This window comes from Acinetobacter sp. 5862 (assembly GCF_024494585.1).
Taxonomy (GTDB): Bacteria; Pseudomonadota; Gammaproteobacteria; order Pseudomonadales; family Moraxellaceae; genus Acinetobacter.
Genome location: NZ_JANHGP010000021.1, coordinates 1 through 21,100 on the forward strand (window position 1 = coordinate 1; position 21,100 = coordinate 21,100).

At 41.3% G+C, this 21,100-nt stretch carries 16 protein-coding genes, 1 tRNA gene and 2 pseudogenes; 5 read left to right on the forward strand and 14 right to left on the reverse strand.

The genetic code is table 11. From position 1 onward, the window contains the following. The 5 genes from NO346_RS03370 (at position 1) to NO346_RS03390 (ending at position 5,447) form a co-directional block, all read left to right on the forward strand. A tRNA-Met gene (locus NO346_RS03370) sits at positions 1-77 on the forward strand. Between the two features lie 197 nt (positions 78-274). Beyond that, positions 275-799 carry a ribosome maturation factor RimP gene (gene rimP, locus NO346_RS03375; RefSeq protein WP_256414229.1) on the forward strand — a complete coding sequence of 175 codons (525 nt, stop codon included), beginning with the start codon at positions 275-277 and terminating at the stop codon, positions 797-799. A gap of 37 nt (positions 800-836) precedes the next feature. Beyond that, the gene (nusA, locus tag NO346_RS03380; protein WP_005218583.1) at positions 837-2,321 is read left to right on the forward strand and encodes a transcription termination factor NusA; all 1,485 of its coding nucleotides are present in this window, start codon (positions 837-839) and stop codon (positions 2,319-2,321) included. 10 nt (positions 2,322-2,331) lie between these two features. Next, positions 2,332-5,046, forward strand: a complete 2,715-nt coding sequence (infB, locus tag NO346_RS03385) for a translation initiation factor IF-2 (protein WP_256414230.1) — start codon at positions 2,332-2,334, stop codon at positions 5,044-5,046. Beyond that, positions 5,046-5,447 (forward strand): ribosome-binding factor A, encoded by a 402-nt coding sequence (locus tag NO346_RS03390; protein WP_004659268.1) that lies wholly within the window; start codon positions 5,046-5,048, stop codon positions 5,445-5,447. The genes infB and NO346_RS03390 overlap by 1 nt, the downstream gene beginning before the upstream one ends. Before the next feature lie 161 nt (positions 5,448-5,608). On the opposite strand, the gene NO346_RS03395 is transcribed toward NO346_RS03390, so the two are convergent. The 14 genes and pseudogenes from NO346_RS03395 to ubiE all read right to left on the reverse strand — a co-directional run bounded on the left by NO346_RS03395 (position 5,609) and on the right by ubiE (position 20,961). Next, a complete protein-coding gene (locus tag NO346_RS03395; protein WP_256414231.1) occupies positions 5,609-5,989 on the reverse strand; it encodes a Na+/H+ antiporter subunit G in 381 nt (126 codons plus the stop codon). 11 nt (positions 5,990-6,000) lie between these two features. Further along, positions 6,001-6,276 carry a monovalent cation/H+ antiporter subunit F gene (locus NO346_RS03400; RefSeq protein ID WP_004659265.1) on the reverse strand — a complete coding sequence of 92 codons (276 nt, stop codon included), beginning with the start codon at positions 6,274-6,276 and terminating at the stop codon, positions 6,001-6,003. Further along, positions 6,273-6,800, reverse strand: a complete 528-nt coding sequence (locus NO346_RS03405) for a Na+/H+ antiporter subunit E (RefSeq protein WP_256414232.1) — start codon at positions 6,798-6,800, stop codon at positions 6,273-6,275. The genes NO346_RS03400 and NO346_RS03405 overlap by 4 nt, the downstream gene beginning before the upstream one ends. Next, positions 6,800-8,611, reverse strand: a complete 1,812-nt coding sequence (locus tag NO346_RS03410; protein WP_256414233.1) for a monovalent cation/H+ antiporter subunit D — start codon at positions 8,609-8,611, stop codon at positions 6,800-6,802. The genes NO346_RS03405 and NO346_RS03410 overlap by 1 nt, the downstream gene beginning before the upstream one ends. Further along, positions 8,611-8,979, reverse strand: a complete 369-nt coding sequence (locus tag NO346_RS03415) for a Na+/H+ antiporter subunit C (protein WP_005218581.1) — start codon at positions 8,977-8,979, stop codon at positions 8,611-8,613. The genes NO346_RS03410 and NO346_RS03415 overlap by 1 nt, the downstream gene beginning before the upstream one ends. 2 nt (positions 8,980-8,981) lie before the next feature. Beyond that, positions 8,982-11,825: a monovalent cation/H+ antiporter subunit A gene (locus tag NO346_RS03420; protein ID WP_256414234.1), complete on the reverse strand. Its 2,844-nt coding sequence runs from the start codon at positions 11,823-11,825 to the stop codon at positions 8,982-8,984. Positions 11,826-12,241: 416 nt separating this feature from the next. Beyond that, on the reverse strand, positions 12,242-13,624 hold the full coding sequence (locus tag NO346_RS03425) for an AAA family ATPase (RefSeq protein ID WP_256414235.1): 1,383 nt from the start codon (positions 13,622-13,624) through the stop codon (positions 12,242-12,244). 24 nt (positions 13,625-13,648) lie between these two features. Next, entirely contained in the window at positions 13,649-15,151 is a 1,503-nt protein-coding gene (locus tag NO346_RS03430; protein WP_256414236.1) for a UvrD-helicase domain-containing protein, read from the reverse strand. A gap of 9 nt (positions 15,152-15,160) precedes the next feature. Next, on the reverse strand, positions 15,161-15,928 hold the full coding sequence (hisIE, locus tag NO346_RS03435) for a bifunctional phosphoribosyl-AMP cyclohydrolase/phosphoribosyl-ATP diphosphatase HisIE (protein ID WP_256414237.1): 768 nt from the start codon (positions 15,926-15,928) through the stop codon (positions 15,161-15,163). A 92-nt stretch (positions 15,929-16,020) separates the two neighbouring features. After that, positions 16,021-16,401, reverse strand: a pseudogene (locus tag NO346_RS03440) (VOC family protein). A 26-nt stretch (positions 16,402-16,427) separates the two neighbouring features. Further along, positions 16,428-17,658: pseudogene (locus NO346_RS03445) on the reverse strand (FAD-dependent oxidoreductase); the annotation flags it as partial. A 38-nt stretch (positions 17,659-17,696) separates the two neighbouring features. Continuing rightward, the gene (locus NO346_RS03450) at positions 17,697-19,316 is read right to left on the reverse strand and encodes an AarF/ABC1/UbiB kinase family protein (protein ID WP_256414238.1); all 1,620 of its coding nucleotides are present in this window, start codon (positions 19,314-19,316) and stop codon (positions 17,697-17,699) included. A 12-nt stretch (positions 19,317-19,328) separates the two neighbouring features. After that, entirely contained in the window at positions 19,329-20,009 is a 681-nt protein-coding gene (locus NO346_RS03455) for an SCP2 domain-containing protein (RefSeq protein ID WP_178882993.1), read from the reverse strand. A 10-nt stretch (positions 20,010-20,019) separates the two neighbouring features. Further along, positions 20,020-20,961 carry a bifunctional demethylmenaquinone methyltransferase/2-methoxy-6-polyprenyl-1,4-benzoquinol methylase UbiE gene (gene ubiE, locus NO346_RS03460; RefSeq protein ID WP_256414239.1) on the reverse strand — a complete coding sequence of 314 codons (942 nt, stop codon included), beginning with the start codon at positions 20,959-20,961 and terminating at the stop codon, positions 20,020-20,022. Between the last annotated feature and the right edge of the window lie 139 nt (positions 20,962-21,100).

A 21,100-nucleotide genomic window follows, 5' to 3' on the forward strand; every position in this document is an offset into this window, starting at 1 on the left:
TGCGGGATGGAGCAGTCTGGTAGCTCGTCGGGCTCATAACCCGAAGGTCGTTGGTTCAAATCCAGCTCCCGCTACCAAGTTTCTAAAAGAGGCTCACAATAAGGTGGGCCTTTTTGCACAGTGGACTTCGGTTTTCTGTGTAACATAGGGGCGATTTACGCCCTTTTTTATTGGTTGTTTAGCTATCGTGTAGTGTTCGACATCAATTGGTCAAATAGTCGTGCTTCACTATACGGTTAAGATTGATTGGCTCGCATGAGAGCGACGAGAGTAAATGAAATTATCAAATAAATCTCAAGCATTGAATGATCTAATCGCGCCAGCAGTAGCTGCGTGTGGTGTAGATCTATGGGGGATTGAATTCCTACCACAAGGTAAACGTTCTTTATTACGTATTTATATTGATAAAGCAGTTGATGAGAATGTTGAACCTATCTTGAATGAAGATGGCGAAGTTGAACAAGGGCGTGGTATTGGCGTTCAAGATTGTGTTTTAGTGACACAACAAGTGGGTGCAATGCTTGATGTTCATGATCCAATTTCAGGTGAATATGCTTTAGAAGTCTCTTCACCAGGCTGGGATCGTCCATTTTTCCAACTCAATCAATTGCCTGCTTATATTGGGCAACAAGTGGCTTTACGATTAATTGCTGCCGTCGAAAATCGTCGTAAGTTTCAAGCGAAATTACTTTCTGTAGACTTAGAAAATGAAATTATTCAAGTTGAAGTGGAAGGTAAGCATGTACTTGAAATTGATAGTAATAATATTGATAAAGCAAATTTAATCTATCAAGACTAATATTAACTTAATTTTATAAGAAATCGGTAGGTGACTTATGGGCCGCGAAATTCTTACCGTTGCAGAAACGGTTAGTAATGAAAAAGGTGTTAGTCGTGAGGCGATCTTCCAAGCATTAGAGCAAGCACTTGTTGCAGCAACGAAGAAAAAGTTTTACGAAGGAACCCATTCAGAAGAAGCACAGCTTCGTATTGAGATTGATCGTAAAACAGGTGATTATCGCACTTTTCGTCAGTGGACAGTTGTGGCGGATGAAGATCATGAAATGCCAGCTTGCCAAGATGCAATCTCAGATGTTGATCCATCAAAATGGTCAATCGGTGATGTGCGTGAGCTAGAAGTTGAGTCAATTGAGTTTGGTCGTATTGCTGCTCAAATTGCGAAACAAGTCATTGTACAAAAGATTCGTGAAGCTGAGCGTGCTTTGGTTGCCGATGCCTATGAATCTAAAGTGGGTGAGTTGATTTACGGCGAAGTCAAAAAACAAACCAAAGATGGTTTCATCATTGATCTAGGTGATAACGCTGAAGCTTACTTGGCGCGTGAAGAAACCATTCACAAAGAAATTTTGCGTCCTAAGCAACGTATCAATGCCATTTTATACAGCGTAAACCGCGAAGGTCGTGGCGCGCAATTATTATTATCTCGTGCTCGTCCTGAGATGTTAATTGCATTGATGAAAAAAGAAATTCCAGAAATTTCTGAAGAAATCATCGAAATTAAAGCAGCTGCTCGTCAACCGGGTGTTCGTGCTAAAATTGCAGTGAAAACCAATGACCATCGTATTGACCCTGTAGGTGCATGTATTGGTATGCGTGGTACACGTATTCAAGCAGTACAACAAGAGTTGAATGGTGAGCGTATTGATGTCGTGGTGTGGTCAGATGATCCAGCACAATATATTGCAAGCGCATTAGAGCCAGCTGATGTATCAGGTATTGTACTAGATGAAGATGCACGTAGTGCAGATATTATCTTCGCAACGAATGATCAGTTAGCACGTGCAATTGGTTCGCAAGGGCAAAATGTTCGTTTAGCATCGGAATTGACGGGTTATAAACTCGACATGATGTTAGAAGAAGAGTATCGTGCTCGTCAGCAAAATGAAGCACAACAGTATTTAGATATGTTTGTTACACGTCTCGATATTGAAGAAGATTTAGCAATGGCATTGGTGGAAATGGGCTTTACTTCATTAGAAGAGATTGCTTATGTTCCAGCTGAAACATTTGATGAAATTGAACTAGATGCGGATTTAGTTGAATTGCTTCAAAGCCGTGCTAAAGAAGCTGCTTTAACTGATGCACTGAAACAGCAAGAAAATATTCAAGAGCCAAGCGCAGAACTTCTCGGTATGGATGGTATGACCACTGAGATTGCTTATGCATTGGCGGCGCGTGGTGTGATTACAATTGATGATTTGGCTGATCAAGCGACTGATGATATTTCGGATATCGAAGGTTTAGGTCATGACAAAGCAGGTCAATTGATCATGAAAGCACGTGAATCATGGTTTAACTAGGAGATAATAGATGACGGACAAGTCGATTCAAGAGTTAGCGCTCAGCGTAGAACGTCCTGTAGAGAAACTCCTAGAGCAGGTTCGCGAAGCAGGTCTACCACAGCGTAAAGCAGATGACATTATTACCGCTGAACAGCAAAATACTTTGGTCAATCATTTGAAAAAAGTACATGGTCAGGACAGTGGTAACACAGGAAAAATTGCGTTGAAACGTAAAACAACCAGTACTGCTAAAGTAACAAGTACTTCGGGTAAAGCAAAAAACATTAATGTTGAAGTTCGCAAGAAACAAGTTTTTGCTAAACCAAATCCAGAATTACTTGCAGCAGAAGCGAAAGCACGTGCAGAAGCAGATGCTAAAGTACGCGCAGAGCAAAATGCACGTGATTTAGCTGTTCAAAATGCACGTAATGTAGCTGAACAAAAAGCCAATGCAACGTTAGAAGCAATGCGTGCAGCACATACTTCTGAGAGTGCTTCACAAGCTCCTGCAAAAACCGCAGTTGTGGTGAAGAAACGGGGTAGCGACAAGGTAATTAAAGCACCTGTTGTCAAGCCAACAGAAACACCTGAACAGAAAAAAGCCCGTGAAGCAGAAGCAGCCAAGTTAAAGGCGACTGAAGAAGCTGTACGCCGTAAAGCTGCGGAAGAAGCACAGAAGCGTACACTGGAGCAAATGCGCCAGATGGCTTCAAAATATTCAAGTGATGATGCAACCACAACCATTCGTGTGATTGATGATTCACCTTTAGCCGCTGGACTTGTTGGTCAGGCATATGAAGATTCTTTCAACAAGGAAGACCGTGAAATCAAGCGTGGTGGTGCGACTGCAAATCCACGTGCAAGCAAGAAAGGTGGCCGAGGTGGTGATGCTCAGGCTGAGCAGAGCTTCAGCAAAAGTCATCATAAGCGCGGTTTGAAAACCAGCCAATCCAACAAGCATGGTTTTGAAAAACCTGTGAAAAAACAGGTTTATGATGTTGAGATTGGTGAGAAGATTATCGTTGCCGATCTTGCACAAAAAATGGCGGTTAAGGTTCGTGAAGTCATTAAGACCCTGATGAAAATGGGTGAACTTGTTACTCAAAACCAAGCGATTGATCAAGATACAGCAGTATTGGTAGTTGAAGAATTGGGTCACAATCCAGTTTTAGTTTCTGATACACAAGCAGAAGACAACTTATTAGTTGCAGCTGAAGAAGCTCGTGGCGAACAAACGACTCGTCCGCCAGTGGTCACAATCATGGGTCACGTTGACCATGGTAAGACATCGTTACTTGATCGCATTCGTCGTTCTAAAGTGGCAGCAGGCGAAGCGGGTGGTATTACCCAGCATATCGGTGCATACCATGTTGAAACTGAGAAAGGCATTATTACTTTCTTAGATACACCAGGACATGCTGCGTTTACATCAATGCGTGCACGTGGTGCGAAAGCGACTGATATCGTGGTACTTGTTGTTGCTGCTGATGATGGTGTGATGCCACAAACAGCGGAAGCAATTGACCATGCGCGTGCTGCGGGCACACCGATTATTGTTGCTATTAACAAGATGGACAAAGAATCTGCTGATGTCGATCGTGTATTAAATGAATTAGCACATAAAGAAATCGTGCCTGAAGAGTGGGGTGGGGATACACCTATCGCTAAAGTTTCAGCACACTCTGGTGCGGGTATCGATGAGTTACTTGATCTCATCTTGATCCAAGCTGAATTGATGGAGCTTAAAGCTTCAGCAGAAGGCGCGGCGCAAGGTGTGGTGATTGAAGCACGTGTTGACAAAGGTCGTGGTGCAGTAACATCAATTCTTGTACAAAATGGTACATTGAACATTGGTGACTTGGTTCTTGCGGGTTCATCTTATGGTCGTGTACGTGCGATGGTTGATGAAAATGGTCAACGTATCACTTCAGCGGGTCCTTCAATTCCAGTTGAAATTTTAGGTTTACCTGATGCACCAATGGCAGGTGATGAAGTTCTTGTCGTGAATGATGAGAAGAAGGCACGTGAAGTTGCAGATGCTCGTTCAGATCGTGAACGTCATAAGCGTCTAGAGCGTGCCAGTGCAATGCGTCTTGAAAACATCATGGCATCTATGGGTAAAAAAGATATTCCTTATGTGAATGTCGTACTCAAAACAGATGTACGTGGTACTTTAGAAGCATTACATGTTGCGCTTGATGAACTTTCTACAGATGAAGTGAAAGTCCGCATCATTGGTTCTGGTGTTGGTGCAATTACTGAGTCAGATGTGACTTTAGCTGAATCTTCAGAAGCAGTATTATTAGGTTTCAACGTTCGTGCAGATAACACGGCTCGTCAAAAATCTGATCAAGATGGCATCGATATTCGTTATTACAGCGTCATCTATCATTTAATTGATGATGTAAAAGCTGCAATGAGCGGTAAGCTTGCACCTGAACATCGTGAAACGATCTTGGGTGTTGCAGAAGTACGTGAAGTCTTCCACTCAAGTAAGTTTGGTGCAGCAGCTGGCTGTATGGTACTTGAAGGTACATTGCATCGCAATAAACCGATTCGCGTATTACGTGATGACGTGGTTGTATTCCAAGGTGAACTTGAATCTCTTCGTCGTTATAAAGAAGTGGTTGAAGAAGTTCGTGCTGGTATGGAATGTGGCCTTGCAGTCAAAGGTTATAAAGACATCAAAGTTAAAGACAAAATCGAAGTCTATGATGTTCAATTGATTAAACGGAGTCTTTAATGGCGGGTAGCCAACGCTTAAAGCGCATGGCGGATTCAGTACAACGTGAGTTGTCTGAGCTGATCCGTCAAGAGCTTAAAGATCCTCGCTTAGGTGGTCTAGTGACCATCTCTGCGGTGAAAGTTAGTGCAGACATGGGTTATGCTGAAGTTTATGTCACTGTGATGGGACGTGAACTTGGTGATGAGCAAAGTGAAGTCGCAAATAAAGAAACTTTAGATGTATTGAATAAAGCTTCTGGTTTCTTGCGTCATGAATTGAGCCGTCGTATCAAGACACGTATTACGCCAAGATTGCGTTTCCATTACGATAAAACGAATGCCTATGGTAACTATATGTTTGGTTTGATCGCGGAAGCTGTGAAGGATCTGCCTGAACAAGGGCAAGACGATAAAGAATAAGTTCTAAAAGAAAGCCACCTTCGGGTGGCTTTCTTTTGTGCTATAGATCATTGTTTAGATTGATATGATTTTTTCTATTAAAATTATATCTTTCAGCGAGTTAATTGGTTTAGGCTTTCTAAAACTTAAAAAAATACATTGAGCTCAATAAAAAGACCAACTTACAGTTGATCTTTCTTTTCTGCATTACGACGATAACGTTGCCACGGTAGCGGACGATTTAAAGCTTCTGGAACATCACCACTGGTTGAACGCAAACGTAAATGAATTGCAGCTTGTGCCATTAAATTTGCTGATACTGGGGCAGTAATAAAGGCAAATAAAGTAATCAATAATTCAGCAAAACCGAAACGACCTTGAGTCGCTTCAAATACCATAGCTGCAATTAAAAAACTCCCCAAGCCTAACGTACTTGATTTAGTCGGTGCATGCAGACGCATAAATAAGTCGGGTAGGCGAATCATTCCGATGGAACCTACGAGCATAAAAAATGCACCAAAGATCAAAAAGAACGAAATGATAATCTCAAAAATTATTTGCATAACCTCTCTCCTTAATCAATCACATGTCCAGTGGTAAAATAGCGAGCCAGTGCAACAGTTGAAACGAAACCGAGCATCGCTACCAACAAAGCACCTTCAAATACATTGGTACTTGCCCAATAGATGCCTAACACCACAATTAGGCATGTTGCATTAAGAAAAAGAGTATCGAGTGCTAACAGGCGATCAACAACAGATGGTCCAATGATCATGCGGATGAGACAAAGAAACATGGAAATAGTGATTGCCACTAAACTAATCGCAAGTGCATAAGGTAAAATGGTCATTTTGCTGCTCCTTCTGCAATCTTTACATCAAAGATTTCGAGCAAAGGTAGCTCATAACGATTTTTGATGTCTTGAATATCTAATTCAGCATTATCGGTACTGAGTGCATGAACTAAAATATCTCCTCGCTCTTGATCAATCCCTGCTGATACTGTACCTGGCGTCGTTGTAATGATCATTGCGAGTAGCGTATTTACTTGCTCATGTTCAGTTTCTAATGGCACGCGATACCATTTTGGACGCAACTCATCCATTGGTCCAAGCACCATTTTAGCTACACGAAAGTTGGAAATCACAATATCCCATAACACCACAAAAAAAAGTTTGATTGCAGGTAACCAATGAATATGGGGTGTGCGTGCAATAAAAGGACTTACCAAACGTGAAACAAAGATACCTAATAGAATTGCAATAAAAATATCTGTGATGTCTAAACTATGTGACAGCATGAGCCAAGTCACAAAAATTAAAAATGACACAAAGGGGTGGGGAAACCAACGATCAAGCAAAGCACGTTTTTGCATTAGTGTTCCTCCATCGGTTTTAATTGTGTGGCATTTGGAATAGTTGGATTTGATAAAGTTTGCTCAGCAATTTGACGTTGTTTATATTCCGAAATATGTTCGCCTTGTAGCATCGGTTTTGAGATAACATCTGGAATTAATACCGCATTATGATCCTCAACCTCACCGCCATATTTAGTTTCAGGTAAATATGCTGCATCAAATGGCTGCACGCTAATGGCACGACCTTGACTATCATGTTTTAGAATCGCTTGTTGATAAAGCGCATGATTTTGAATTTGTTGTGCAGTTGAAGTTGTATAACTTTGAATTGGTGCTGCAAATACAACATAACTCATCAAAGCAATCAGTAATACATAGATTGCTTTTTCATTCCGATGAGGTGCTGTATCAGGTAGTGATTGATAAGCGGTATATGCTGGTTCTTTAGGATTTTCTTCGGGTGGACTAGCACGCCAAAAAAGGATAAAACCAACACGTGTGAATGCGATAATGCTAAGTAAGCTAACAATCAGAATAACAGCAATAATCCAACCCTGATAAGGCGTTTCAGCGGTAGCCTGTAAGATAAAAACTTTACCTAGAAAACCACTGAAAGGAGGTAAACCTGCCATCATGAGTGCAATGGTAAAATAAGTAAAAGCAGCCGCTTTTTCCTGTTTGATTTTCGGTGCAACTTTTAAATGATCTTTGAATGAACCACGTTGCGCAGTCATCCAACCACAAAACAAATAGAATGCAGCCGCAATTAGGGTGCTGTGGACTAAATAATACAATGCTGCTGACCATGCTTGGGTATTCAACATGGCAATAGCGATGAGTAATGTTCCAATCGATGACAACACCATAAAGCCAACAAAACGGCGTAAGCGTTCAGCAGCAATTGCGCCGATTACACCATAGAGTGAAGTAATCAAACCAATCATTAATAAGCAGTTTTTGAAAATACTCTGTGCCATTGCATCATCAAAAACAGTACCATTGACACGCAGAATGGCATAAATACCAACTTTGGTCATAATAGTAAAAATTGCAGCAACGGGTGTGCTTGCAACAGCATAGGTTTTTGGTAGCCAAAAGCCGACAGGTAGCATTGCTGCTTTAATTCCAAATACCACAAACAGTAACAAGCCACCCGCGATTGCAAGTTTATGTTGATCGCTGTCTAAGGTTGGGATAAGGCGACTCACATCAGCCATATTTAAACTACCAACGCTGCCGTAGATCATCCCTAAACCAATCAAAAATAGCGCTGATGCGAGTAAGTTAATCGTGACGTAATGTATGCCTAGCTGGAAACGTGGTCGCCCTTGACCATGTAATAGCAATACATAAGATGCCATTAACAGGATTTCAAAAAACACGAATAAGTTAAATAAGTCACCTGTCAGGAATGCACCCGCTATACCCATTAACAAAAAATGGAACATGGTGTGGAAATAGCGCCCACGGGTATCCCAGTTATCACTTGCATACCAAATGACAGGCACTGCAAGTGCATAAGTGAGTACCAACATGAATGCAGCAAGACGATCAAGAACTAAAACAATTCCAAAAGGAGCAGACCATTCACCAAGTTGGTAAACGGTAACTTGCCCTGTATTGGCGATCATCAAATAACTGATTGCTGTGATTAAGCCTAGAAGTGCAGAACCTAAGCTAATGCCACGTCGCCAAGGTTGGCGCCAATCTTGTTTTAGAGAACCAGAACCGGGATTGCCTAATAAAAGTAATAAAAAACTCGTAAATGCTGGAATCAAAATACTTAAAATAGGAGTATGAGCATGCCAAAAATTATTGAAATCAAACATTATGGCTCATCCTCACGTGGGTCATAAGTCACAGTTGCTTCTTCTTTGGAGTCAACATGATCTGTTCCAGATTCATAACGACTGCGTAAAGCAAGCTGTACAATAAAAGCGGTTGTTGCAAAACCAATCACAATCGCAGTGAGTACCAACGCTTGCGGTAACGGATCTGTTACTTTAGTTGTTTCTGTAATGATTGCAGGTGCATTAATTTGAATACGACCGACTGCAAATAAAAATAAATTTACGGCATAACCGATCATGGCCAGACCGAGTACGACAGGAAAGGTTCTAGCACGTAAAATTAAATAGATGCCTGTTGCTGTTAGCAGACCAATTCCTGAAGCGAGTAAAAATTCAATACTAACCATGTTTATTTATCTCCACTTGGAACAGGTCCTGACATACTTGAGTGACGCGAATCCCCTAAGACTGAAATTAGCAGCATTGTCGCGCCAACAACGGTCATATAAACCCCGAGATCAAATGACACAGCCGAAGCTAAATGCATTTTTCCAAATAATGGTGGTTCTATATAAATATGTGCTGTTGTTAAGAATGGGCGTGTCCAAAACCAAGCTGCAATACCTGTTAAACCTGCAATTGCTAAACCTGAGCCAATCCAAATCTCATATAAACGACCAGATTTTGCTTTGATCAGTTGTTCGGTTCTATCCTGACCTAAAACAATATATTGAATAATCAGCGCCATTGCCGTAATCAGACCTGCAATGAAGCCACCCCCCGGATAGTTATGACCACGCATAAAAATGTAGATACTGACGACAAGGGCAAGGGGAAGTACCCATGAGGCTGAAATTCGTAACATCAATGGTGAAGGGTTAAAACGATAAGATAAACCTTGTGTCATGGTGGTGCCATGTGCACGCATACCATCCATGAGGCACAGTGCTCCTATTGCTGCAATACCCAATACTGTAATTTCACCGAAGGTATCAAAACCACGGAAATCAACAAGGATAACGTTGACGACGTTTGAACCACCGCCTAATGGGAGGGATTGCTGTAAGAAGAACCATGAGATTGAATTATGTTCTCGCGTTAATATTAGCCATGTAATCCAACCAATACCGATACCACCTGCGATTGCTAAGCTTGCATCTCGCCAACGGCGTGGACGGCTCGATTCGTAAGGGGTTAACTGCGGTAATAGTGATAAGCTCATCAACAATAAAACAGTAGTAACAACATCAACAGTAATCTGCGTAAGTGCAAGATCTGGTGCAGATAAGGTGACAAACACCATGGTGACGACAAGTCCAACAGCACCACTAATTAAAACAGCTTTAATCCGTTCGTGGTGGAACCACAACATCATCCAACAGCCAGAGAATAATGTGAGCCATAAGACTACGGCAATCCATGGGGCATGGGTAAGCTCTCGTGTGCCAGTTGTTAAACCCTGATTAAATAAAGGTAAACCCACCATAATAATGCTAAAGAAAACAATCCAAAGAAGATAACTTTGTAGAGAACCTGTTTCAGTCTTTTGTTTGATTTTTCGACTGGTAAGTAAGAGATGCTTCAGGAATGATTCAAATAAAAGTTTGCCTTGGAATTTACCTAAATAAGGGTCTAAGTCAATTTTACGTAAATGCTGATTTTTAATGAGGCTAAAGTAAAATAAACCACCACCCATTAATGCAACTAGACTCATGATTAAAGGTGCATTAATACCGTGCCAAATCGCTAAATGAACACCCTCAAATTCAGGTTGAGCCAAACTCGCGCGCGTTACACTATTCACGACTGTTCCAGCCAATAGTGCAGGCAGAATGCCGACCAGAATACATAATGTCGCTAATATAATCGCAGGTAAGCGCATTCCGAGAGGCGGTTCGTGTGCATCTTTATTAGGAACGTGTTTACCAAGCCCACCATCAAAGAACACGCCATGTACCAAGCGAATAGAATAAGTAACAGCAAAAATACCGGATAAAGTTGCCACGATCGCTGCAATTATCATTACTGGACCTGATAGGTTTGCCAGTAATTCCGTAAAGAACATCTCTTTGGAAATAAAGCCATTGGTTAGCGGTACACCAGCCATCGAAGCAGCGGTGATCATGGTTAAAGTACCTGTGAACGGAAGAAGTTGCCAGATACCACTGAGCTTACGTAAATCACGTGTTCCTGTTTCATGATCAATAATACCTGCAATCATGAAAAGAGCAGCTTTGAATGTTGCATGATTAATGATATGAAAGATTGCTGCTGCAACAGCGAGTGGTGAACCGATGCCGAGTAAACAAACAATCAAACCTAAATGGCTGATAGTTGAATAAGCTAAAAGCCCTTTGAGATCTTCTTTGAATATGGCGAAACCCGCTGCCATACATAAAGTGAATAAACCGACGAAAGTTACGATATTGTGGTACAACGCTGCCCCAATAAAGAGCGGAGCTAAGCGGGCTAATAAAAATATACCTGCTTTCACCATCGTTGCTGAGTGGAGATAGGCTGAAACAGGCGTAGGTGCTGCCATTGCATTTGGCAACCAAAAGTGAAATGGGAATTGCGCACTTTTGGTAAATGCACCTAGTAAAATGAGCAGTAGAGTGGGAACAAATAATTGATGCTGCTGAATAGACTCTTTCATTAACACCAATTGGTCAATCTGGTAAGTACCTGCCATCTGTCCTAAGAGGACAAAGCCCCCTAGCATCGCCAAACCGCCCATCCCTGTGATCGTGAGTGCCATACGCGCACCACGTTGGGCGGCATCATATTGACTCCAATAGCCCACGAGCAAGAATGAAGAAATACTTGTCAGTTCCCAAAATACAAGTAAGATAATCAAATTGTTGGAGAGTGAAATTCCAAGCATCGCTGCCATGAATAGCATGAGCAACTGATACAGTTTACTGAGTGAGTTTTTAGGGCTGAGATAATAATAGGCATAAATATAAATCAGTGTGCCGATCCCACTAATGAGTAAACCGAACAATAATCCTAATGCATCAAGGCGAAAACTAAGATTGATGCCCAGTTGTGGAAGCCATTCCCAACTCTGTTGCAGGGCATTACCCTGTAAAACCGTTTCAGCTTGGCTAAGCAGTAAAATAAAACAACTCAGGCTAATGCCAATTGCTCCAATTGCCGTCATACCCCGTGAAATACGTTGCAATTGTGAGACAAGGGTTGTGCCAAGTATGAGTGGTAATAAAATAATAATCGGTAGCACACTGGTATCCATGTCGATGATTTAGGTCGAGAGAGACCTAATGGTGGATTTTCTTCCAAGACTTAAGGCATTCAAAGAGAAAGCCAAAGTTTCAAGTCTCGAAACCCAATCAAGTTAACGGAAAGGGCAAGTTGTATTGCACAACTTGAAAGTAAAAAATGAATTTTATTTTACTATAAAAAATCAACAAAAATCTGATGTTATTACATGAAAATAACAACATCTTTGTCGCTAAAACTTGTCTATCAACGTTTTTTGTTCGCTATTTAATTGAATATTTTCCATTCGATTATCTGTGTACCTAACAGGGATAGAGATCTGGTCTTGGATCAAATGCTTGTCCCTACAATCTAGTGTTTCAGTACAGAAGACCTATTCAAAAGAAAAAATTGACCTCTAGTTTATAAGGATTAATGATGCAATCAATCTTAAAGTGATGTCTCTTGAGGGGTATCATCAATTTTAAGTAGATGAAGTAAATGACTCTTTTCTTGTTCATCAAGCGCTTGGATTTGATGAAAGAGTTCATCAACTTTACTGACCAAATTTTCTGATTCTAATAAGTGTTGATTCTGCTGCAAGAGAACGCTTTCTGATTGACTTAACTCATTATAGAGTTGTGAAAGTTGTTGTTGAGATTTCTCAAGATTAATCTCATAAATTTCTTTATCACCTAACCTGAAGTATTGATATTCTAACGCATGTTCTAATAATTCATCGCGATTGCCTGAAGCAATAATTTGTAGTCTTGGAAATGCTTGATGCAAACGCTCTAAAATTTCAGCACTCATATTTTGATCTAACTGATGCTCAATTTGATCAATTAATAATATGCCTTCACCTTCTAAACATGGGTCGAAACAATGTGGATTAAGCAAGCATAAACGACGTGTAATGTCACCGACCAATGCAATCCATGATTTAAGAGAGGCCGATAATTGCTGAAAGGGAATGGTCTGATCTTTGTAACGCACCATTAATTGAAGTTTAGGAATATATTGAATATAGATATCATTCAATTCTGGAAAGATGGTATGTAAGCTTTTTTTCAGCGCATATAAATTAGGTGCTGAAAGTTGTTTAGGATGATTCATCAGTTCTTGTTGTAATTGCTGCAAAACCTCTGATTGATTCTGCTGACTGAAATCGTTGCCAATAAGACGTCTGACGATATGGGCAGAGTGAGCATTTTCAACATCACTAATTTCCCGTAGCCACTCAAAGAAACGCGCAAAAGTTGTGTATGGAATCGCTGTTAAATCGTAGGCAGCAATATCTTGTAGTGTTCCTGGTGCATTCTTGCTTTGTAAATTAACCTCTTGTACAAAGCGTTCGGCAGGATAATACGCAATTAACGGTAATCCAAATAATGGATCTTGAAGACTGGTTTTTTGGTATAGCGATACCATTTGATCAAGTTGCTGCGTTTCAACTTGGCTAATTCCAACGCCTTGACTGTTAAACGTTTTAAATAACTTCCAACTACAATTCTGAGTATCAGTCGTTTGTGCAGAGCTACTTTCTGGTAGATGATGAGTTAATTCACTGCTCATTCTAACTTGGACTTGAACTTTGGCTTGTAAGCGTGTCAACAAAATATCTTGATCAGCAATCACGACACCTGCAGTACGAATATCTTTATAACGTGCGGAAAACCACGTTAAGGCTTGATAGATATTTTTTAAAATTGTAGTTTTGCCTGTAGCTTGCTCACCTAAAATAAGTGTAATTGGACGTTGAGTCGGTTGAAATTCAATAGTTAAGTCGCGAAACATGCCAACATGTTTAAATAGCACTGATTCAAGTTGCATAAGCTCTCCCTGAACATAAGCGCTTTAACCTACGGACTGGCGAAGACTTGAGGGAGCGCCCCGTTTTAATTGTTGTATTAAATCGTAAAGATGATGAATATTTAAACTTACTTTAGCACGAGTACAGGCAACATAAAGTAGTCTTAATTCCTCATCTGTAATTTTATGTTCTAGGCCATTTATTTTAAATTGGTAATCATCTTCAATATGCACACGATTCCATTCCAAGCCTTTGGCTTTGTGTGCAGTTGAAATGACATAATCTGCTTGCTCAATCGGCGTGATTTTGGCAAGTGCTTTCTTGAGTGGCTCAGTACCATGATCATCGACCAGTTTGACCAAAGGTTTGATGTCGCTCCCGTCATTGGTTTCGCAATATTCATGTACATCATGCCATGAATTAAACCAAGCAAGCTCTGGTACATCAGTGATTCGTTTGCCTTGTTTGAGTAAACTAGCGGCATCCACAAAACGACTGAGTTTCTGATGATCAGCTTGTAGGCTGACTTTGTCGCCATGCACTAAACCAGAAAGTAGGAGTTCCATTGCACGCGCATTGGTACGACACAAAATTGCATCGCGCATTTTGGTATGGGGTTTATTCACTATACTTGATTTAACATTTGGATTACCCAATAGCGGAACAGTTTCGTTTAATGCACCAAGCAGACTATTGGCAACATCAGCAATCGCATCACCAAAACGGAATGAAGTCGTTAAGCGACTTTCATGTAAAGGCATCTGTTGCATTGCATTGACTGCACCACGCCACGCATAGATTTGCTGATGTGCATCACCGACATAAATCACTTGTGTGCTTTTTTGACGTAGTAAAATACCCAACATGAGTGGGTCAGCATCTTGTGCTTCATCAAACAGAACATAATCTGTTGGAATATTAGGTTCTGATAATGCCCAAAGTTTGAGGTAAATATCGTGACCAATCCCTGCTTGATGGTTTTGATCAATTGACTCTAACCAACGGCGTTCAACTGCTGGATATAAGTGTTGTTGTAACGATTCAATATCATCTTGATGCAACCAGCTTGGCGCTTGAATATGGCGAGGGGCAGGATATTGTGAGCTGGTCGAGCAGAAATAGCTGACAGCATTGGCAACCAAACTCGCAAGGCGACTTGGCATCAGCACATATTTTTCGTAACGTCCACCCATTAAACGACGGAGCGTAATAGGCTCTAAACGATATTCTTTAGCAATAAAACTTGGGCTTAAACGTGGTAGTCGTAATTTATCAGTCACGCCACGGGGTACGCTACGAAAGGCAAGAGAGTGAAAGGTACGACAATTGACATTGCCGTGAAATTTACTCTGTGCTTCAGATGCAATCGCTTTGTTAAAAGCCAAATACATACCACGCCGTTCGGGCATGGCATCACTGATCATTTGTAAAGTCGTGGTTTTACCTGTGCCAGCATACGCAATCACTTTAAAGGATTGACCTAAACGCGCGTTATCTATTGCAATCGCTTGCTCGTAGGTAGCTTTGGGTTTCTCGATATTCGACACAGGCGAGGTTTACGCTTCTTGACTACGATTGGCTTTTTCAACCAAGCCAGATAGACCTTGGCGACGAGCAAGTTCATCAAGGACTTCTTGTGGATCAAGGTCGAAGTAGCCGAGCATGACAATACTGTGGAACCATAAATCTGCAACTTCATAAATCAGATCGTGCTTATTTTCTAAAGAAGCATGTGCTGCATAATCTTTGGCTGCAATAATGCTTTCCACACTTTCTTCGCCGACTTTTTCTAAAATTTTATTGATGCCTTTTTTGTATAGGCTGGCAACATAAGAACTATCTGCTTCAGCTTTTTTGCGTTCTTGCATCAAACGACCTAAGTGACTAAGTACGTCAACTTGTTCAGCCTGACCATGATCGTGTGCTTCGACTTTCGCAGATGCACCGTAAATTGCAGTTGGATCTTTCAGTTGAGCATCAACAATTTCCCAACCTTGTGGTGTGAGTTTACGATAAAAACAAGACTCACGACCCGTATGGCAAGCAATTCCGCCGTGCTGTTCAATTTGTAGAATAATGACATCGGCGTCGCAATCTAAACGAATTTCATGCACTGTTTGAAAGTGCCCTGATTCTTCGCCTTTGTGCCACAATTTTTGACGTGAACGTGAGTAATACACGGCTTGATTTTTTTCAGCCGTCAGTTGTAATGCTTCACGATTCATCCATGCAACCATTAACACTCGACCAGTCTGATGATGTTGTGCAATGGCAGGAATAAGACCATTGGAATCAAATTTAACTTCATCTAACCAGTTTGACATGAGTGAAAAATCCATTGAGTGGAAAGCCGTTAGTGTAGCGTTTGTGGCTTAGGTTGGCTATGCTTGTTGGGTAAAAAGTCATGGATCAGGCTTTAAAGATAGTTCGAGATTTCAATCAAGTTCTGATCTGGATCACGTAAATAAACCGAAAGAATTTTTCCGATTGCCCCAGTTCTTTCGATTGGACCTTCAACGATGTCAATATTCTGTACTTGAAGATATGCGATCACTTCCTCTAATGGCGTTTCGGCAATAAAACATAAATCTGCTGAACCAGCGGTGAGGTGAAAAGCTTTGGGTTCGAACTCTTTACCAACCTGATGCAGGTTGATTTTTTGATGACCAAATTACAGTGCTTTGCGGTTTTTACCAAAAGTAATGACTTCAAAATTCAGGGCAGATTGATAAAACTGACAACTGATTTCAATATCAGCGACTGTCAGAACTAAATGATCTAAATGACTTATTTTCATTTTTAATTCAAATCCTATTTTTGCGCTTAGTCATATTCAGGTAGTGATTGATTGTTTTGAATTAACGCATTTTCATTGTGTGGGTATGTCGCAATCTGTTGATAGCTCATTTGTTCGAACATACCCTTTTTTAAGCCTGAAATGGTAATCGCCATTTCTTTACGGAAATAGGGGATTTGATACATCCACGGGAAAGTAAGATCACGTATGCTACCCGCCCACCAATGATCAGATTGATAAAGTGGAGTCAGTAAACGACTAAGGAACTGATAGAATTGAGTCGAGGATCGACGCTGTTGGTGATAGTGTTGCCATAATATTGACCAGTCAATTTGCTGATTTTTCTGAGCAGCTTGTAATGATTGGGAAAAAGCCCACGCATCTAAAAGCGCCATATTCGCACCTTGTCCCAATTGTGGACTCATTGCATGTGCAGCATCACCAATTACACCGATTCGACCTTGTCCGTATTGAGACATCACCACATCACGATACTGTGCCGAGAGCCATGTGGTTGATTTTGTTCATCCAATAAAAGTTGTTTAAGCCATTCTGCGACTTCGGGCCAGCGCTTAGAAATTTGCTGTAACCAATCCTGTTTTGATTCGTCCGTTTTTAAGAATGATTGCAGTTGTGAAGTCGGCAAACTCCAAAATACACTGGAAAGCCTTTGCTGAGGAGCCGTTGGGATAGCACCTGTTGGCAGAACGCCCATCATGATTTTAGAACGATCATAGAATTGATGCAGAATTTCAGGATTTAAGTTTAGACATTCAGGCACGATGCTCCAAGCTGCACCCGCGGATAAGCTTGATCAACTTTGACCCAAGCTTTAGGACGAAGTTGGCTGCGCGCGCCATTGGCAGTCAGTACCGCATCGAAACAGTCATCAAAGTTGTGTTGTTGATCAGTGCCAAATAATCGAATTTCATTCGGCTGTTCTTCAATTTTCTCAATGTTATGACTCATTCGCCAAGTAACATGACTTGCATATTCCGCCAATTTTTCAGTTAAGACATGACATAAGGTTGCACGATGAATACCGAGACCATAAAGGTTGTTACCTGCCTGATGATAGTCGCTATTCACCAAGAGACGTTTATTGGGAAGTTGCCCTTCTAAACCTGTGACTTTTGCACCGAGTTTTAATGCCTGATCGAGTACGCCTAAATGTTCAAAAACAGCTAAGCCCGCAGGTTGTAGTAATAAACCAGCACCAACTGGAGAGAGTCTGTCAACTTGTTCAAAAATCTTAACCATAAAAAAACCCTTGTCAGAGCAAGGGATTTTTGAACTTATTTCATAATTCGCCAAACTGCAATCAGTGCACTTAATACGATTAAAATGATGGAGACAAACCAAGGACTAATAATCGCAATGGTGAGTATAATCAGCATAGTGCTACCAAACATCCAACTACGGCGTTGCTGTTGTTGCATTTGTAAGCGCATTTGCTGAATTTCACGGAGTTGCTTATCTTGCCAAGCCGATTGATTTTTTAAACCATTTAAACTATCAATTAATAATGTTGGTAAATCTTGAGCACCTAATAATAGATCTGGAATCTGTTGTCCAATTTCTTTGATATTTTTAACAGGATTCATATTGGCTTTGACCCATTCGGTCAGAATCGGCTTTGCCAGTTTCCAAATATCGAGTTGTGGGTAAAGATCTGTGCCTAAGCCTTCTACGTGTACCAATGTTTTGAGTAATAGCATCAATTGCGGCGGAATTTCCAAATGGAAACGACGTGCAATATCCATCACCTGAATCAAAATTCCTGCGAAATCCAATTGATCCATCGGTTTTGATACCATTGGACCAACAGTGCGGCGCATTTCACGTGACAAGGCATCTTGATCTGTGCCTGGTGGAATCCAACCTGCTTGATGTACGATCTGAATCAGTTGCATAAAGTTGCTATTCATTACTGCAAGCAACATACGGGCAACTGTCATTTGGTCATGTTTGGACAGTTCACCCATGATGGCACAGTCCAGCGCAATAAAGCGTGGATTACTTGGGTTAATGGTTTCGACAAAGACATTGCCGGGGTGCATGTCGGCATGGAAAAAGTTGTCTCGAAATACTTGGGTAAAGAAGATGGTTAAACCTTTTTCAGCCAAGTCCGCACGGTCCATACCCAAACGATCAAAAGTAGCAATATCAGAAATTGGCACACCCGTGATGCGTTCAGCCACCATCACATCCTTACTGTCCATATAGACTTCAGGCACATACATCATGCTTGAGCCCGTAAAGTAATGACGCATTCGGCGGGTATTGTCCGCTTCTAGACTCAGATCAAGCTCATTCAAGATAATTTGACGATAGTCCTGAATGATCTCGGACAGGTGCAGCGCACGGGCAGCTTCCAGACGGTTTTCCAGCCAGTCACCCAGCCATGCCAAAATTTCAAAGTCCTGAAGAATCTGGTTGCGAATATCAGGACGAGTGACTTTGACCACCACTTCACGACCATCATGTAGAGCCGCAGTATGAACTTGTGCAATCGATGCCGCAGCGAGGGGTTGCTCATCAAAGCGAGAGAATAGTGTGGATACATCAGCCTTGAGCGATTCTTGGATGCGTTGTTTTGCCAATTGGGTGTCATATGGTTTGACACGGTCTTGTAACAACACCAATTGTGATAATACTTCTGGTGGAATCAAATCACGACGAGTAGAAAGCAACTGACCCAGTTTAATCGCTAAGGGTCCCATATCCTCTAAAGCTTCTTTGAGCTTGAGCGGATTCTTTTTCTCTCGACTTGACCATGCCGCAGGATGAGTTTTGATAATGTTTAGGGCATGGCGGGCTTTTACTGGTAATTCTTCCGCATGGAACAGGGTGTCAAGGCGATAATGTGCTGCAATACGCCAGAGTTCGAGTAACCGTGTAACATGCGGAATCATATAAAATCTTACCTAGTCTTGTGAGGAATGTTTTGCTGGATTAAATGAAGCGTGTAACTGTTGAAATTTCGCTTCTAAACGATCTAATTCTTGATTGAGTTGACGCGTTTTGCGATGAAGATCATCCATTTGCCAACGTGGTGCAAATAAACCGCTATCCTCTTTTAAAGTATCTTCAATAAAGAACAAATGGCTTTGTAATGAACGCTTGAGTTGTTTGGGTGCAAGTTGAATCTTACCCAATTCATGTGCCAGTTGTGGACCAATCCAAGGCGATAAATGCGCAGCGAGATCAGGCTCTGCTTGCTGCATAATTCTTTGAATATCTTGTAATAAATGGTAATCGCCTTGTAGGGGAATATTGCCAATCTGGTCCATATCACTGAGCAGAAGTTTGACTAATTCGACCACATTGGCGACATGCAGGGTGGCTGTGGCATCTGTAATTTTATTTTGGACATCGTAGGGACGCTGTTCAAATATTGATGGGGTTTGACTGTGTCCAGTCACGGTAGGTTCCAGACGAACTTTATTTTCATCAAAAAAAACATCAACCGAGAGCTGTGGATGATCGATCACCACCCGCAACAATTGACCTTGTAGCTGATTGAGCTGAATACGGGTAATCGCATCCAGATCAATCACCTGATGAATGATACGTTCGACTGCACCCAGTGCTAAAATCGACCACATATCTTAAGCCTTAAAGTTTGAATCCGCGGTGAACTGCAACAATACCACCAGTGAGGTTATGGTAGTCACAGCTTTGGAAGCCTGCATTTTCCATCATGCCTTTGAGGGTACGTTGGTCTGGATGCATACGAATAGATTCTGCAAGATACTTGTAACTTTCAGAGTCATTGGCAACGAGTTTACCCATGATTGGTAATGCAGTGAATGAATAAAGATCGTAAAGCTTAGAGAATGGTTCGAACACAGGTTTAGAGAATTCGAGAACCAATAAACGACCACCTGGCTTAAGCACACGGTACATGGCTTGTAGTGCGGCATCTTTATCCGTCACGTTACGTAAACCAAAACTGATAGTCACTAAATCAAAACTATTATCGGCAAAGGGTTCTAAAGTTTCAGCATTGGCAAGTACGAAATCAACGTTAGTACAGCCTGCATCAATCAGACGATCACGACCTACATTTAGCATGGATTCATTGATGTCTGAGAGTACGACATGACCTTGTGGACCGACTTCACGGCTAAATACTTTTGCTAAGTCACCTGTACCACCAGCAATATCCAGTACATGTTGACCACGGCGAACACCTGACATATTAATCGCAAAACGTTTCCAAATACGATGGATACCGAATGACATTAGGTCATTCATAATGTCGTATTTACTTGCGACTGAATGAAAAACTTCAGCAACTTTTTGTGCCTTATCATCACTGCTTACAGTTTGATAGCCAAAGTGAGTGGTTGCTCCAACATTTCCCGTGTTGGCACCACGTGGCAAATTATATTTTGGTACTGATGTATTCGGTGTTGATGTTGAACCTTGTTCTAACGATTGCTGTTGACCTTGAGGCGCTCCTTGAGGAAGTGGAGAACTGAGGAAAGGACTGACTTTGTCTGAACTTGGGTTTTGCTCAACTTCTGGGGTAGGCTGTTGGTTTTCGTTAGACATTGTTTTCTCCTAAACTTTCGCTCTAGCGGCACGAATCAGCAAGCATGATGACAGATTTTGTATTTTTTTACAGGGTTTAGCATATCATTGTTATGAATAATATACAGAAAGTCACACGCTCAAAAGCATTTTTAATTTT

Coding starts and splice junctions, on each gene's coding strand:
- infB (WP_256414230.1), top strand. CDS start 2,332: ATGACGGACAAGTCGATTCAAGAGTTAGCGCTCAGCGTAGAACGTCCT.
- NO346_RS03450 (WP_256414238.1), bottom strand. CDS start 19,316: ATGATTCCGCATGTTACACGGTTACTCGAACTCTGGCGTATTGCAGCA.
- NO346_RS03425 (WP_256414235.1), bottom strand. CDS start 13,624: ATGCAACTTGAATCAGTGCTATTTAAACATGTTGGCATGTTTCGCGAC.
- hisIE (WP_256414237.1), bottom strand. CDS start 15,928: ATGTCAAACTGGTTAGATGAAGTTAAATTTGATTCCAATGGTCTTATT.
- rimP (WP_256414229.1), top strand. CDS start 275: ATGAAATTATCAAATAAATCTCAAGCATTGAATGATCTAATCGCGCCA.
- NO346_RS03390 (WP_004659268.1), top strand. CDS start 5,046: ATGGCGGGTAGCCAACGCTTAAAGCGCATGGCGGATTCAGTACAACGT.
- nusA (WP_005218583.1), top strand. CDS start 837: ATGGGCCGCGAAATTCTTACCGTTGCAGAAACGGTTAGTAATGAAAAA.
- NO346_RS03455 (WP_178882993.1), bottom strand. CDS start 20,009: ATGTGGTCGATTTTAGCACTGGGTGCAGTCGAACGTATCATTCATCAG.
- ubiE (WP_256414239.1), bottom strand. CDS start 20,961: ATGTCTAACGAAAACCAACAGCCTACCCCAGAAGTTGAGCAAAACCCA.
- NO346_RS03395 (WP_256414231.1), bottom strand. CDS start 5,989: ATGCAAATAATTTTTGAGATTATCATTTCGTTCTTTTTGATCTTTGGT.
- NO346_RS03415 (WP_005218581.1), bottom strand. CDS start 8,979: ATGGTTAGTATTGAATTTTTACTCGCTTCAGGAATTGGTCTGCTAACA.
- NO346_RS03420 (WP_256414234.1), bottom strand. CDS start 11,825: ATGGATACCAGTGTGCTACCGATTATTATTTTATTACCACTCATACTT.
- NO346_RS03405 (WP_256414232.1), bottom strand. CDS start 6,800: ATGCAAAAACGTGCTTTGCTTGATCGTTGGTTTCCCCACCCCTTTGTG.
- NO346_RS03400 (WP_004659265.1), bottom strand. CDS start 6,276: ATGACCATTTTACCTTATGCACTTGCGATTAGTTTAGTGGCAATCACT.
- NO346_RS03410 (WP_256414233.1), bottom strand. CDS start 8,611: ATGTTTGATTTCAATAATTTTTGGCATGCTCATACTCCTATTTTAAGT.